Genomic DNA, 14980 nt, shown 5'->3' on the forward strand with positions numbered 1-14980 from the left:
GCTGTCGCGCGCCCCAGCACCGGCGTGCGCGCGTGACCCCCGCCGGCTCCGACGACCTCACGCAGGTCCTCTTCGCCCCCGACGAGGTCGCGCCGGACGAGGCGACCCCCGCCGCGCAGACCCCCGCCGCGCCCGCGCGCCGCTCGTTGGTCTCCCGCCGCCCGCTCGGCGACACCGTCTTCCGCACGACGGCGTTCGCCGCCGGCGGCATCACCGTGGCGATCATGCTCGCCGTCGGCTTCTTCCTCACCCTCCGCGGGGGCGACGCCCTCTCCGTCGCCGGTCCGTCCTTCCTCACCACGCAGGAGTGGTCGCCCGAGACGCGTACGTTCGGCATCGCCGCGATCCTGGCCGGCACCGTCACCATCGCGCTCGTCGCGATGACCTTCTCGGTCCCGCTGGCGATGGGGACCGCGCTCCTCATCTCGGAGGTCGTTCCGCCGCGCGTCCGGACGCTGCTCGTCTCGCTGGTCGACCTCATGGCCGCCGTGCCCAGCGTCGTCTACGGTCTGTGGGGGCTGTTCTTCCTGCAGCAGAACGTCATCCCGGTCGCGCAGTGGATCTCGCACTACTTCGGGTGGATCCCCGTCCTCGCCGTGACCGACCCCGACGGCACCCCGCTCACCGACGCGAGCCAGTTCACGTCCTCGGCCTTCATCGCCGGGATGGTGGTGGCCCTCATGGTCGCGCCGACCCAGACCTCGGTCATGCGCGAGGCCTTCTCGCAGGCGCCCGTGGGCGAGCGCGAGGGGGCGCTGGCGCTGGGGTCGACGCGGTGGGGGATGATCCGCACCGTCGTGCTCCCGTTCGGCCGCGGCGGCATCATCGGCGGCACGATGCTGGGGCTCGGCCGCGCCCTGGGCGAGACGATCGCGGTGTACCTGATCATCTCGCCGATCTTCACCATCAACACCGAGGTGCTCAAGACCGGCAGCAACTCCGTCTCGGCCCTCATCGCGCTGCGCTACGGCGAGGCCAGCGAGTTCGGCCTGTCGGCCCTCATGGCCGCGGGGCTCGCCCTGTTCCTGATCACGCTCGTGATCAACTTCACCGCGTCCTCGATCGTCGCGCGATCGCGCTCGGGCGCCCAGAGCGAGGGATGACATGTCGATCGACGACACGATGACCGCCATCGTCGGCGCCGCTCCCGCGCCGCGGGGGACGGGGACCATGGATGCCACGGCCTCCGCCGACGCCGTCGCGCTCGCGCGCACGTTCCGGCCCGTCACGACGGACGAGCCCCTCGGCCCCCGCCGGCGGATGAGCGGGGCCACCGCGGAGGACGCCTTCAACCTGACCGGGGCCCTGGGCGCCGCGGTCGCCGTCGCGACCCTGCTGTTCGGGTGGTTCACCCCGATGACCGGCGCCGTGGGCTGGGCCGTGGTGACGTACCTGCTGTTCGTCGTCGTCTACGCCCTCCTCGTGGCGCTGCGGGCGACGGGGCAGGAGGTCACCGACCGCGTCATGACGGCGCTCCTCTACAGCGCGGCGGCCCTGCTCATCGCCGCCCTGGTCTTCGTCGTCTGCTTCGCGGTGTTCCGCGGACTGCCCGCGCTGCTGAACCTCAACTCGTTCGTGCAGACCATGGAGCCCGCAGGCCCCCTCGACCCGCTGAGCGTCGGCGGCATCGCGCACGCGATCGTCGGCACGCTCATCCAGATCTCCATCGCCCTGTCGATCACGGTGCCGCTCGGCATCGCCACCGCCGTCTTTATGAACGAGATCGGCGGGCGCTTCGCCCGGTTCGTGCGGACGATCTCGGATGCCATGACGGCACTGCCCTCCATCGTCGCCGGCCTGTTCGTGTACTCCGCCGTCATCCAGCTCATCACCCACGAGCGCTCCGGGTTCGCGGCATCCCTCGCCATCACCGTCATGATGCTGCCCATCGTCATCCGCGCGTCCGACGTCGTCCTGCGCCTGGTGCCGGGCAACCTGCGGGAGGCCTCCTACGCGCTGGGGTCGTCGCGCTGGCGGACGGTCTGGCACGTGGTGCTGCCCACCGCCCGCTCCGGACTCGTGACCGCCGTCATCCTCGGCACGGCGCGCGGCATCGGCGAGACGTCGCCCGTGCTGCTCACCTCCGGCGTGACCGCGGTGATGAACCTGAACCCGTTCTCGGGACCGATGATCTCGCTTCCGCTGCAGGTGTTCGACTTCGTCAAGTCGCCGGAGCCGAACATGATCGCCCGCGGCTTCGGTGCGGCGGCGACGCTCATCCTGCTCGTGCTCCTGCTGTTCATCGTCGCCCGCGTCATCGGCGGCAAGGGGCCGGGTCAGCTGAGCGCCCGGCAGCGCCGCGCCCGCGCGACCCGCTCCCGCGACGACCTCCTCCGCATCGAGGGCCGGCGCTCCGCCGCCGTCCCCGCCGCCCCCGATCCCTCCTCCGCCCCCGACCCCCGCGCCGTCCCCGCGACGCCCCCGACGAAGGACCTGCCGTGATCCGCCGCTTCCGCTCATTCCTGGCGGCCTCCGCCGTCGCGCTCCTGGTGGTCACCGGGTTCGTCTCGTCCTCGGGCGTGCCCGCGCGCGCCGACTCCTGGGCCCCGATCTCGGGCACCGGCTCGACTTGGTCGCAGAACGCGCTCGACCAATGGCGGCGCAACGTCGGCGAGAACTACGGCATGACCGTGAACTACTCGGGCGTCGGCTCCTCGGCCGGCCGCCGCGACTTCATCAACGGCACCGTCGACTTCGCGATCAGCGAGATCCCGTTCCAGTCCCGCCCCGAGGACGGGTCGCAGCCCGAGACGCCCCGCTCGGGCTACGCCTACATGCCGATCGTCGCCGGCGGTACCGCGTTCATGTACAACCTGAAGATCGGCGGCAAGCGCGTCACGAACCTCCGCCTGTCCGGCGCGGTCGTGACGAAGATCTTCGCCGGTGCGATCACCAAGTGGAACGACCCTGCCATCCGGGCCGACAACCCCGGGCTCGCCATGCCCGACCGGGCGATCGTCCCGGTGGTCCGCTCGGACGGCTCCGGCTCGTCCGCGCAGTTCACGCTGTGGATGTCGAAGCAGCACGGCGACATCTGGACCCGCGGCATGACCTCGCAGTTCCCGACCCCGGCCAACGGCAAAGCGCAGAACGGCTCGCTCGGCGTCGCCGGGTACGTCAGCCAGGACTACGGCGAGGGGGCCATCACCTACGTCGAGTACTCCTACGCGGTCAAGTCGGGCTTCCCCGTCGCCAAGGTGCTGAACGCCGCCGGCTACTACATCGAGCCGACCGCGCCGTCGGTCGCCGTCGCGCTCATGCAGGCCCAGATCAACACGGATGCCAACTCGCCCGACTACCTCACGCAGATCCTCGACGGCGTCTACAACAACGGCGACAAGCGCACCTACCCGCTCTCGAGCTACTCGTATCTCATCGTCCCGACGCAGGTCGCGGGGATCTTCACGGCCGAGAAGGGCCGCACGCTCGGCGGGTTCGCCGAGTACGTCCTGTGCGAGGGGCAGCAGTCGGCGACGGCCCTCGGGTACTCGCCCCTGCCGATGAACCTCGTCATGGCCGGATCCGAGCAGCTCAAGCGCATCCCGGGCGCGAACGCCAACGGGATCGACATCAGCACGTGCAACAACCCCACCTTCAAACCCGGCGACTCGCCCTCGAGCAACCAGCTCGCCGTCTCGGCGCCGCAGCCCGCGGAGTGCGACAAGGTCGGACCCGACCAGTGCACGTCGGGCACGGCGGGCTCCGCCGGCACCGACACCGCCGTCACCGGCTCCGGCGCGGGCGGATCCTCCGCCGAGGCCGCCGCGGCCGGCGGCGGGGGCGCCGCCGCGAGCGCGGGAGGCGGGGCGGCAGCGACCGGCGGTGCCGCCGCCGGCGCGGCGGACACCGGGGGAGCGGCATCCACGTCCGACGCCGTCTTCGACGCCAACGGCAACCTCGTCTCGGGGAGCGCGGGCGGGGCGGCCTCCGTCGTCGCAGCCTCGACCCCGTACACCCTCGCCGACGACGGGTGGAAGGCGCCGCAGTGGCTGATGCTGGCCGGTGCGGTCCTGCTGCTGGGGGCGATCGTCGTGCCCCCGCTCACCTCCCGCCGCCTGCGCAGCGGATCCCGGCGGAGCTGACCCCGCCCTCTCGCCCCGCCCTCCCGTCGACGGCCGCCGTCGCGGTCCGCTGCCCGCGGACCGCGGCTCCGTCGCGCCGAAAAACACCAGATCAAAAACCCTATCGGCGGCGCCACGAATGTTCTCGACCTCGTTGGTCGACCGTTCACGTGATCGTCACGACCCGCCCTTACTTTCATCGCTGTCGGCACCCCGTGCCGCTCGAACCTGGAGATGTCCGTGCGTAGTGCTCTACCCGAAGGGCGCGCCGCCCGAGGCGCGCTGTCCGGCCTGGCCGGCGCCCTCGTCGGCGGTCTGGTCTTCGCCGCCCTCACCGCCGGCGGTGCCGCCGGCGCGTCGGCCGCGACCGTCGCCGACGACACGCCCGTCACTTCCATCGCCGGAGCCGTGACCGCGAAGGGCTACGACCCCGACTGGGAGAGCTCGCCGTTCCCCGACCTGGCGGTGACGGTGTCGCAGACGAAGGGTCTCGTCGCCCAGGGCCTGAAGGTCAGCTGGACCGGCGGGTCCGAGTCGACGCCGCCCACGCAGCAGTCCGGCGGTCAGAACTACCTGCAGATCGCGCAGTGCTGGGGCGACGACCCGGAGAACCCCGGCCGGCCCGACCGCACGACCTGCCAGTACGGCGCCTTCGGCACGCCCGGCGCGACCCGGGACGGCAACCGCACCGAGGGCAGCGTCGCCGCCTCCGACGCCGCGCTGACGACCACGGCGGCGGGGGCGCTGGACCCGGCCTACACGTCGATCCCGTTCCGGTCCGCCACGGGCGACACCATCGCCTCGGTCGTGGACGGCCGGCGCGTCCCGGGCGTCGACGTGAACACGAACCCGTTCTTCACGCAGTACACCTCCAACGAGATCCCCTGGGCGGGCACCGGCGCCGACGGGACCGGCAGCACCAAGTTCGAGGTGCAGACGGTGACGCAGTCGCGCGGCCTCGGCTGCGGTGCGCGCACGTCCGACGACGCCGCCGCCACCAGCGGCGCCTCGTGCTGGCTCGTCGTCATCCCGCGCGGGACGGCCGACACGGGGGAGTCGGCGAACGTCTCCTCGGGGCTGTTCGCCGACAACTGGAAGCACCACCTCGCCGTCAAGCTCGACTTCCGTCCGGTGGGGCTGCGGTGCGCGATCGGTGCGGCCGAGCGTCAGCTGGCCGGGAGCGAGCTCATCTCCCGCGCGGTGTCGTCGTGGCAGCCGACGCTGTGCGCGCAGGACGGCGGGAGCGTGTTCACGCTTCTCACGGGCACGGAGAGCGACGCCGCGACGGCCGCGAACGCCGCGGCGGGCGACGCGCCCCTGGCGCTGACCTCATTGCCCTACAGCGGTCCGGACGAGGACCGCCTCGTCTACGCACCCATCGGGCTGACCTCCGTCACGGTCGGCTTCGCCATCGACCGGTTCCCGGCGCAGGACGGCTCCGCCTCCGAGGAGGCGCTCGCGCGCGCCCGGCTCCCCCTGACCGACATGAAGCTCACTCCGCGCCTGATCGCCAAGCTGCTGACGTCGTCCTACCTGGACTCGCTGCCGTACCAGGCCGATCGCGGGCATCTCGGCGCGAATCCACGCAACCTGCTCTTCGACCCCGACTTCCGGGCCATCAACGACCCGGAGTGGTCGCAGCAGGCGATCGCCGGCGTCGCCGTCGCCGACATGCTGCTCCCGCAGGGCCGGTCCGACGTCGCCACGGCGCTGTGGACCTACGTCATGGCCGACTCGGAGGCCCGGGAGTTCCTCGCCGGTACGCCGGACGACTGGGGGATGGTCGTCAACCCGTTCGCGTCGACGACCCCCGAGAAGAACCCCACGGGCACGGGGCTGACGCTGCCCCGCGACAGCTTCCCCAAGCCGGACCCCGTGGAGGTCGCGGCCACCCCGAACGGACCCGCCGCGATCAACTCGGTCACCTGGCGGCCCTACACGAACGACCTCGACAGCGCCGCCTACGCGACGCTGCGTGGCGACGGCCTCGTCCTGAGCGCCTGGGACCCGGCCGGCAACCCGCCGCGCTACTCCCGCAGCCCTCGCAACCTGCCGGGGACCCAGGCCGTGATCTCGCTCACCGACGGTGCCGCGGCCGAGAAGTACCAGCTCGTCACCGCCGCGCTGCGCAACCCCGCCGGGGAGTTCGTCCTCCCCACGACGGAGGGCCTCACCGCCGCCGCGTCGGCGATGACCGCGAGCGGCTCGCAACCGCAGGTGCGCTCGTTCGCCCCCGCGACGGACGAGGCGGCCCGGGCGGCCGGGGCCTACCCGCTGGCCATGCCGGTCTACGCGGCGGCGAGCCCCTACCTCGGCGATGCCGGCGTGCGCTCCGTCTACGCCGACTTCATGCGGTATGCCGCCGATCAGGGGCAGATCCCGGGCGTCGAGACGGGTCAGCTGCCCGCCGGGTACTCCCCGCTGCCCGACAGCTGGCGCGTCCAGGCGCGTGCCGCGGCCACGGCGCTCGAGAACGGCCTGACGGCCGCGGCGCCGACGCCCTCCGCCGCTCCGGCCGGGGACACCGCCGGCATCTCGTCGGGGGCGCTGCCTGCCGCCGGCTCGACCTCCACGGGCGGCTCCGGTGCCGCAGCGGGTGCCTCCGCGGGTGCGGCGGGTGCCGCGCCGGCCGCCGAGGCGACGAACCCCACCGCGTCGGGCGCCGTGGCGGGGGCCCTCGCCGGTGCTCGGACGGCCGCCGACCCCGACTCCGGACCCCTGCCGGCGGCACTGCCCATCAGCCTGCTCGCCGCGCTGATCGCCGCCGCCGTCGTCCTCCTCATCCCGCGCCTGCCGCGCAGGCCGTGACCCTCGACCTTCCCTTCCCGCAGTTCCCTACCCGCAGTTCCATTCCTCCTCTCCCACAGATAGGTCATCAGTGAAGATCAAGAAGATCGCCGCTCTCGGTGCGGCCGTCGGCCTCGTCCTCGCCGGCGCCGGGTTCGCCTCCACGGCGTCCGCCGAACCGGTGTCGAACAGCTACGCCGTCGTCGGATCCGACACGCTGCAGGACTCCATGAACGCGCTCAGCAACGGCACCACGGTGTCCGGCGCGAGCGTGCGCATCCTGGCCGCCGGACAGACCATCGGAAACTTCGATGCGTTCGGCTCCGCCGCCATCCAGACCAAGCCGGGCGGCGTGTACTTCGCCCGTCCGAACGGCTCCGGCTCCGGTCGCGACGCCCTGCGTGCCTCGGTGAGCGGCGCGGACTGGTCGATCAAGCTCAACCCCACCCCCGCCCGGGCGATCACCGGTCAGGTCGACATCGCCCGCAGCTCCGGCGGCCCCGGCTCCAACGCCAACGCCGACGGTCGTCTGCTCTACGTCCCCTACGCCCGCGACGCGGTCGGGTACGCCTACAAGGGCGGCACCGCCGCCTGGGCCTCCCTCACGCCCGCCCAGCTGAAGTCGATCTACGACGGCACGCTGACCTCGATCGACGGCGTCCCGGTGACCCCGCGCCTGCCGCAGGCCGGCTCGGGCACCCGCACGTTCTTCCTGAACGCACTGGGCTACTCCGGCAGCGCCCCGACCGCCCCCGCCGTCAACGACACGGGCAACACCACCCCGGAGAACGACGCGACCGTCCTCGGTGACAACGAGATCATCCCGTTCTCCGTCGCCAACTGGGTCTCGCAGGCCAACAACGTCTCGGGCGTCAACACTCTCGCGACGGCTCCGACGGTCCAGCTCGGCTCGCCCGTGTCGGGTCAGGTCCCCTTCACCGGCACCGCGCCGAACCTCGTGCCGAACTCGGGCTTCTACGCCAACACCACGTTCGGTCGCGACACCTATCTGATCGTCGAGCGCGCCAAGGTCGTGTCGTCCTTCACCTACAGCGGCGCGCCCGCCTACGACCCGGTGCTCGCCGGCCTGGTCGACTCGAGCAAGACCACGAGCTTCACCAACTTCGGCACCGCTCCCTTCGCGCCGGGCGCCGTCAAGCGCAAGTACGGCTTCCTCGCTCCCAGCACCACCACCCCCATCGCGGCCTACGCCGCGGGTTGATCCTCACCTCTCCCGAAAGGCATTCCTCTCATGAACCGCATGTCGAAGGTGAAGGCGGCCCTCGCCGCCGCCGTCGCCCTCACGCTGCTCTCCGGTGGGGCGGTGTCCTCGGCCTCGGCCGCCGACACCACGACCTCCGCGCCCCCGTCCCTCGAGGCGATGTACCTCTGGAACAGCGACGAGACGCTGCTCACCAGCTCCTCGACGATCGGCTGGGGCCAGCAGGTGCTCGGCTACCCGAAGAACACGGACTTCACGAACTACGACGCCTACTTCACGGCGCCGTCGCAGGCGGCGCAGCCGTACGTCTTCCTCGCGCCCCGGGGTGACGAGCTCGACCCGCAGAAGTGGATCTCGAAGGCGATCAACGGCTTCGCCCCCGGCACCAAGAAGGTGCTCACGCCGAACCTGGCGCCCGAGAACACCGCCGGCGTGAACCTGGCCTCGGCCAAGGCGAACGGCGGCACCTTCTCGCTCGGTCTGGCCTTCACCGACCAGAACGCGGCCGTCGTCTACGGCGTCACCTTCGTCCACATCACGGTGCAGCCGGGCGGAAGCTACACCTACGAGCCGACCACGTTCGTGACCGGCACCACCCCGACCCCGGCCCCGACCGGGAGCTCGACCGACGTGGGCATCTCGGCGGACGTGCAGGAGGCGGCCGGCGCGCTCACCTTCAAGGTCCCGACCACCTCGATCGCCCTCACCACGGCGATCAACGCCGCGACGCAGCTCTCCGAGTCCACGGGCACGATCAGCGGCATCCGCGTCGACGACACCCGCCGGACGGTCGACCGCAAGGGGTGGAGCCTCACGCAGTCGGTGACGGACTTCACGTCCGGGTCGAACGTCATCGACAAGAAGAACCTGGGCGTCGCCGTGTCGAAGGTCTCCGGCTCCGCCGCGAGCGCCGCCGTCGCGCAGGCGGCCGGCTCGGCCGTCTTCCCGTCGCCGTTCGCCACGGGCGACGCGGGCGTGCCCGCGCAGCCCACCACCGAGCTGAAGGCCGACCTCAAGCTCGTGGCCCCCGCCGGCACCCCGGCGGGCACCTACACCTCGAAGATGACGCTCACGCTCGTCTCGAAGTGACCCGACGGGGGAAGGGGCGGCACGACGCGTGCCGCCCCTTCTCTCGGACCAGGGGCGTTCACACCTCGTTCAGCACGGCGCTGCGCCGCCGTAAGCCTTCCCTGCGGAGATATATCGTGCAGTTCTTCCGGACCGCGGTGCGCCCGAACGCCCGCCCCCTCCCCGCGCTCGCCGCCGTCCTGGCCGCCGCGATCGCCCTCGGCTCGGCCGTCCCGGCCGGGTCCGCCCGCGCCGACGACGCGGCCCCCGTCGACGAGATCGGCATCTCCGCCCAGCCCGTCAGCGGTGACGGCGCGACGCGCAGCCGCTTCGACTACACGACCGCCCCCGGGCAGAGCCTCGACGACGCGTACCAGGTCATCAACCGCAGCACCGCGCCGCAGACGTTCACGGTCTTCGCCACCGACGCCTTCAACACCGACGACGGCTCGTTCGCGCTGCTCGAGACCGGCACCGCTCCGACGGACGCCGGCGCGTGGGTGTCCTTCGACGGCCAGAGCTCGGTCGTGATGACCCTCCAGCCCGACGAGAGCGCCACTGTGCCGTTCACGCTGCGGACGCCCGACGACGCGACGCCCGGCGATCACGCCGCCGGCATCGTGGCATCCGTCCAGACCTCCGACGGCCAGGTGCTCGTCGACCGCCGCCTCGGTGCGCGCCTGTACGTGCGCGTCCCCGGAGACCTGCAGCCCAGCCTGTCGATCGCGGGCATGTCGGCGTCGTACAGCCCCGGCCTGAACCCGTTCGCCGGCGAGACGACCGTCACGTTCACCGTGCGCAACGCGGGCAACGTGGCGCTCTCGGGCGACCTCAAGACCGAGGTGCGCGGGCTGTTCGGCATCGGGCTGTCCGCGCCGCTGGAGGAGGAGGTGGCCGAGATGCTGCCCGGCAGCACGCGGACGATCACCACGACCGTCGCCGGCGTCGGGCAGTGGGTCTACCTCGCCCCCGTCGTCACGCTCTACCCCCGCGTGGATGCCACGGCGCAGAACCCGGGTGTCCTGACGAGCGTCAGCCGCGACACGGTCGTCTTCGCCGTGCCGTGGGCCGCGCTGGGGCTGCTGCTCGTCGCGGGCCTCGTCGTCCTGATCGTCCGCGTCCGCCGTCGTCGGGACGCCGTCCGCGCGCAGCAGTGGATGGACTTCGCCGAGGCGGAGGCCCGTCGCAAGGCCGAGGCCGAGCGGGAGCCCGCCGTGGCCGAGACGCGCTCGTGAGGCGCGGGATCGGGGCGCGCCGGGGAGCGCTCGTCGCCGCGCTCGCGGGAACCGTGCTCGCGCTGGCGCCGCTCGTGGTCTCGGCCGCGACCGCCGCGCCGTCCGCCGGCATGGTGCTCGTGTGCCCCACGCCGTCCGCGGCACCGACGCCGGCGCCGACCGGGGCCCCCTCCGACGGCGTGGGCATCACCGCCGTCGTGTGCGGACCCACGGCCGCGAGCGGCGGCGGCACCTCGCCGTCCGCGGGTCTCGGCGGGGCGCGCGGCTCCTCTTCCGCGACCGGGTCGCGTTCGGGCTCCGGCTCGGCGACCGGCACGGCGCAGACGCCGTCGTCGGTGGCGCCGGGAACGACCGACGACCCCGTTGCGGAGGACGCCGTCGACCTCGGCGGCATCCTGTCCATCGGGGGCCTGACGACGGGCAGCAGCCTGTCGCTGAACCCGTTCGGCGGCGACGTGCAGGTCTCGTTCACCGTGCGCAACAGGTCGCGCTCGACCATCGACGCGACCGCCGATTTCTGGATGGAGAACGCCTTCGGGATGCGCCTGGCGACCGTTGACGGTGTCGCGGTGGCCGGGCTGAAGCCGGGGGAGACCCGGACCGTCGGCGCCGATCTTCCTGGAGCCGGCCAGTGGACCGTGCTCACCACGCACGCGAGGCTGAACCCGCCCGCCCAGGTGGACGGCGTCGACCTCTCCTCCCTCACCCGCGACGCGACGGTCATCGTGGTGCCCTGGCTCCTCCTGCTGATGCTCCTGGGGTCGGCGGTCGCGGCGACGGCCGTCGTGCTGCTGCGTCGTGCCGTCCTCGGACCCGTCCTGACGGAGGCGCCCGCATGACCGTCTCGGAGATGCACGTGCCCGCTCGCGCCCGCCGTGTGCCGCGGCCGCCCCGTCCGCCGCGCAGGGCGCCCCGCCTCCGGCGCACCCCGGTGCGCCTCACCGCGACCGAGGCGCTGGTCCGCGCGATCGTGGGGATGATGGCGGCCGTGACGCTGATGTTCGTCCTCGACGTGACGGTCTTCAGCCACCTGCAGCACCTGGTCTCCCAGCAGCGTCTGTCGGACGACTTCCGCGCGCAGCTGGAGGCCGGCACCGCGCCCGTCAGCGAGTACACCTTCGACGACGACCTCCTCGCCGACGGGGCGCCGGTCGGGATCATCGAGATCCCCCGCCTCGGTGTGCACGAGGTCGTCGTGGAGGGCAGCAGCGCCGCCGAGACCGCGCAGGGCGTCGCGCACCAGCGCGACAGCATCCTGCCCGGGCAGGCGGGCGTGAGCTTCCTCCTGGCGCGGTCCGCTGCTTTCGGGGGTCCGTTCTCCGGCATCCAGAGCCTCAGCCCGGGCGACGCCATCTCGGTCCGCACCGGCCAGGGCCTGCAGGAGTTCGAGGTCGTCGGCGTCCGCTACGCCGGCGATCCGACGCTGCCGAACCTGCGGCCCGGCGAGAGCCGGCTGGTCCTGATGACCTCGCGGGGGGCGCCGTACGTGCCCACCGGTGTCGCCTACGTCGACGCCCGCCTGGTCGGCGACGCCCAGGCCCGCGGCGCCCGCGTGACGAGCACGGCGGCGCTGCCCCCCGAGCAGCGCCCGATGGCCACGGACACGACCACGGCATGGGCGCTGGTGTTCGCCCTCCAGTTCCTCATCGCGGCCGAGATCGCCGCCGTCTGGGCGTTCCGCCGCTTCGGTGCCCAGCGCACGTGGATCGTCTTCGTGCCGGTGCTCCTGCTCGCGGGCTTCCTCGTCGCCCACCAGCTCACGCTTCTGCTGCCCAACCTGCTCTGACCGTGCCGCGGCCGCCTCGCGGCGGCATCCCCACCCGACCCGCTCGACCCGAGAGTCCCGATGAACACTGAACCCGCATCCTCCGTCGCCGCCGGCGACCCGGCGCCCGCCGACGCCGCGCCCGCGCTGCGCACCGCGGTCGTCCGCGTGCCCGCGCCGGAGCCGTCCCTGCTGACGGAGGTCGTCCGCGTGCCCGACGCGCACGGCCCGGTCGTCCGCGTGCCCGACGCGCACGGCCCGGTCGTCCGCGTGTCCGACGCGCACCCCCCGGCCGGGACGCCCGACACCTCGCTCACGGAGGTCATCGTCGCCCCGGCGTCGGGGGAGCCGCCGGTGACGGGCGTGCCCGACGTGGTCGTCGTCCCCGCCGCGTCGCCCCCGGCGGGCCTGCGGCGACGTTTCGGCCGGCGCCCCGCCGCCGCTCCCGGCCCGCGCCGTTCCGGTCCGGGTGCCGCGGCGGCGGGCGAGAGCGTCCTGTCCGCCCCCGCCCCGCTCGCCACCCTCGACGCCCGCGGGATCACGGCGTGGTTCGGCGACCACCAGGTGCTCGACCGGGTGTCGCTGACCATGCCCGCCGGCCAGGTCACCGCCCTCATCGGCCCGTCGGGCTGCGGCAAGTCCACCTTCCTCCGCATCCTGAACCGCATGCACGAGCTCGTCCCGTCGGCGTCCCTCGCGGGGGAGGTGCTCCTGGACGGCGTCGACATCTACGACCCCGAGCGGCGCCTCACCGACGCCCGCCGCGACATCGGGATGGTCTTCCAGAAGCCGAACCCGTTCCCGGCCATGTCGATCTACGACAACGTCATCGCGGGACTCAAGCTCACCGGCATCCGCGCCGGCCGCGACGAGAAGGACCACCTCGTCGAGACCTCGCTGCAGAGCGCGGGCCTGTGGAAGGAGGTCAAGGACCGGCTGCGCGCCCCCGGCGGCGGCCTCTCCGGCGGGCAGCAGCAGCGTCTGTGCATCGCCCGCTCGCTGGCGATCAAGCCGAAGGTGCTCCTCATGGACGAGCCCTGCTCGGCGCTGGACCCCACCTCGACGCGCGTCATCGAGGAGACGATGGGACAGCTCCAGCACGAGGTGACCATCGTCATCGTCACGCACAACATGCAGCAGGCGCAGCGCGTGTCGCAGCAGTGCGCCTTCTTCCTGGCATCCCAGGGTCAGCCCGGCCACATCGTCGAGCACGGCGACACCGCGGCGATGTTCGACTCGCCCGTCGATCCGCGCACGTTCGACTACGTCAACGGCCGGTTCGGCTGAGCGCGCGCCGCCCCCTCGGGACCATGGATGCCGCGACCCCGACGCCCGGTCGGAGGCGTGGCATCCCCGGTCCTACTTGCGCAGCCGGGCCCGGGTCCGGATGACGCTGGACAGGGTCGCGCGCAGCGGCTGCCCCAGGTAGATGCCGAGGGAGGCCCCGACGGCGAGCGCGATGCCGATGGTCGCCGCGCTGGCGAGGGTGGTGACGCCGGTCATGAGCACCGCCGGGTCCTCGCCGGACTCCACGACGCCGAGCAGACCGCGGAACACCGCCGCGCCGGGGACCAGCGGCAGGATCGCGGCCGTCGTGATCGCGACCGAGGGCACGTGCAGGCGGTACGCCACGACGATGCCGACGAAGCTGCCGACGAACGCGCCGACGCCGCTGGCCGCGGCGACGTCGAACCCCAGCGACGACGTGGTGACGTAGCCCAGCCACGCGACGATGCTGAGCGCCGCGCTGACGAGGACGATGCGCGCCCCGGCGCCGTTGAACACCGCGACCGCGACCGCGATGACCGCCGCGCCGAGGAACTGCACGGGCAGCGGGCCGAGGGGGAGGGCGTTCGAAGGCGCGGACATCCCGAGCCCCAGCACGCGCACCGTCTCGAGCCCGGCGAGGATGCCGATGACCACGCCGAGGGTCTGGGTCGTGAGCTCGAGGATGCGCCCCGTCGCGGTGAGGGCGAACCCGTCGATCGCGTCCTGGGCCGCGCCGACGACGGTGAGCCCGGCGAGCATGAGGACGATCCCGGATGCCACGATGACCGACGGTCGGATCGCCGCCGCCGCCTCGATCCCGGTGTACTCCAGCAGCGGCGAGAGCGCCGCGACGACCGTGAGGACGAAGCCGCCGGCGATCTGCGCGAAGAAGTAGGGCACGCGGGCCCGGGCGAGGGCGTACTGGGTGGTCGCGGCCATCGCCGCCGCGATGAACGACAGGACGAGGGCGAGCCAGTTCGCGCCGAACATGATCGCCACGCCCACCGCCAGCGACGCCTGCGCGGCGACGACGACCGGCGGCCGGTAGCGGAACGGCACCCGGCGGATCGCGCGGCAGCGCGCGACCGCCGTGTCCAGGTCGAGGCCGCCGCCGATCTCGGTGACGAGGGCCTGCAGACGCTGCAGCTTCGCGTGGTCCGGCACCGATCCGCGCACGACCCGCAGCAGCGTCGTCGGGTTCGTCGCCCCGGGGCGGCTGTGCGCGACCGTGATGGAGTTGTACGTCACGTCGACGTGGACGGGGTCGAGGCCGTACGCGCCGCACACCCGGACGATGGTGAGCGTCACCTCGCTGGCGGGCGCCCCGACCACGAGCATCGTCTCGCCGATGCGGATCGACAGGTCGAGCACGCGCGCGGCGAACGCGTCGTCGATCACGGGGAGTACCGTCGTGTCCGGCCCGGACGCCTCCTCGGTGTGGACGATCCGTCGCAGGGACGACAGCAGCCGACGGGAAGTGGGGGGCACCGCACGCCTCCAGGAGCACGACAAGGCGGAACAGGGGGACCGCCCCGATCCTACCGACGCCGCCTCCCCGGATCCTGGGTGGCGC

At 73.0% G+C, this 14980-nt stretch carries 11 protein-coding genes; 10 read left to right on the forward strand and 1 reads right to left on the reverse strand.

Going from position 1 to position 14980, the window contains the following annotated elements; translation table 11 throughout:
• The first annotated feature begins 32 nt into the window (after positions 1-32).
• The 10 genes from pstC (at position 33) to MRBLMI1_RS00235 (ending at position 13425) form a co-directional block, all read left to right on the forward strand.
• Entirely contained in the window at positions 33-1103 is a 1071-nt protein-coding gene (pstC, locus tag MRBLMI1_RS00190; RefSeq protein WP_367726119.1) for a phosphate ABC transporter permease subunit PstC, read from the forward strand.
• 1 nt (position 1104) lies between these two features.
• A complete protein-coding gene (pstA, locus tag MRBLMI1_RS00195) occupies positions 1105-2442 on the forward strand; it encodes a phosphate ABC transporter permease PstA (RefSeq protein WP_367726120.1) in 1338 nt (445 codons plus the stop codon).
• Positions 2439-4082 carry a phosphate ABC transporter substrate-binding protein PstS gene (gene pstS, locus MRBLMI1_RS00200; RefSeq protein WP_367726121.1) on the forward strand — a complete coding sequence of 548 codons (1644 nt, stop codon included), beginning with the start codon at positions 2439-2441 and terminating at the stop codon, positions 4080-4082. The genes pstA and pstS overlap by 4 nt, the downstream gene beginning before the upstream one ends.
• Positions 4083-4301: 219 nt before the next feature.
• The gene (locus tag MRBLMI1_RS00205; RefSeq protein ID WP_367726122.1) at positions 4302-6869 is read left to right on the forward strand and encodes a hypothetical protein; all 2568 of its coding nucleotides are present in this window, start codon (positions 4302-4304) and stop codon (positions 6867-6869) included.
• 70 nt (positions 6870-6939) lie between these two features.
• Entirely contained in the window at positions 6940-8070 is a 1131-nt protein-coding gene (locus tag MRBLMI1_RS00210) for a hypothetical protein (RefSeq protein ID WP_367726123.1), read from the forward strand.
• A gap of 39 nt (positions 8071-8109) precedes the next feature.
• Positions 8110-9159: a hypothetical protein gene (locus MRBLMI1_RS00215; protein ID WP_367726124.1), complete on the forward strand. Its 1050-nt coding sequence runs from the start codon at positions 8110-8112 to the stop codon at positions 9157-9159.
• Positions 9160-9275: 116 nt separating this feature from the next.
• Positions 9276-10373: a WxL protein peptidoglycan domain-containing protein gene (locus MRBLMI1_RS00220; RefSeq protein ID WP_367726125.1), complete on the forward strand. Its 1098-nt coding sequence runs from the start codon at positions 9276-9278 to the stop codon at positions 10371-10373.
• Positions 10370-11212: a hypothetical protein gene (locus MRBLMI1_RS00225; RefSeq protein ID WP_367726126.1), complete on the forward strand. Its 843-nt coding sequence runs from the start codon at positions 10370-10372 to the stop codon at positions 11210-11212. The genes MRBLMI1_RS00220 and MRBLMI1_RS00225 overlap by 4 nt, the downstream gene beginning before the upstream one ends.
• On the forward strand, positions 11209-12159 hold the full coding sequence (locus tag MRBLMI1_RS00230; RefSeq protein ID WP_367726127.1) for a sortase: 951 nt from the start codon (positions 11209-11211) through the stop codon (positions 12157-12159). Before MRBLMI1_RS00225 ends, MRBLMI1_RS00230 begins: the two co-directional genes overlap by 4 nt.
• Before the next feature lie 474 nt (positions 12160-12633).
• Positions 12634-13425, forward strand: a complete 792-nt coding sequence (locus MRBLMI1_RS00235) for a phosphate ABC transporter ATP-binding protein (protein ID WP_414685801.1) — start codon at positions 12634-12636, stop codon at positions 13423-13425.
• A 72-nt stretch (positions 13426-13497) separates the two neighbouring features.
• Here the strand turns inward: MRBLMI1_RS00235 and MRBLMI1_RS00240 are convergent, their stop codons facing one another.
• On the reverse strand, positions 13498-14895 hold the full coding sequence (locus MRBLMI1_RS00240; RefSeq protein ID WP_367726128.1) for a threonine/serine ThrE exporter family protein: 1398 nt from the start codon (positions 14893-14895) through the stop codon (positions 13498-13500).
• Positions 14896-14980 lie beyond the last annotated feature (85 nt).

This window comes from Microbacterium sp. LMI1-1-1.1, assembly GCF_040815675.1.
Taxonomy (GTDB): Bacteria; Actinomycetota; Actinomycetes; order Actinomycetales; family Microbacteriaceae; genus Microbacterium.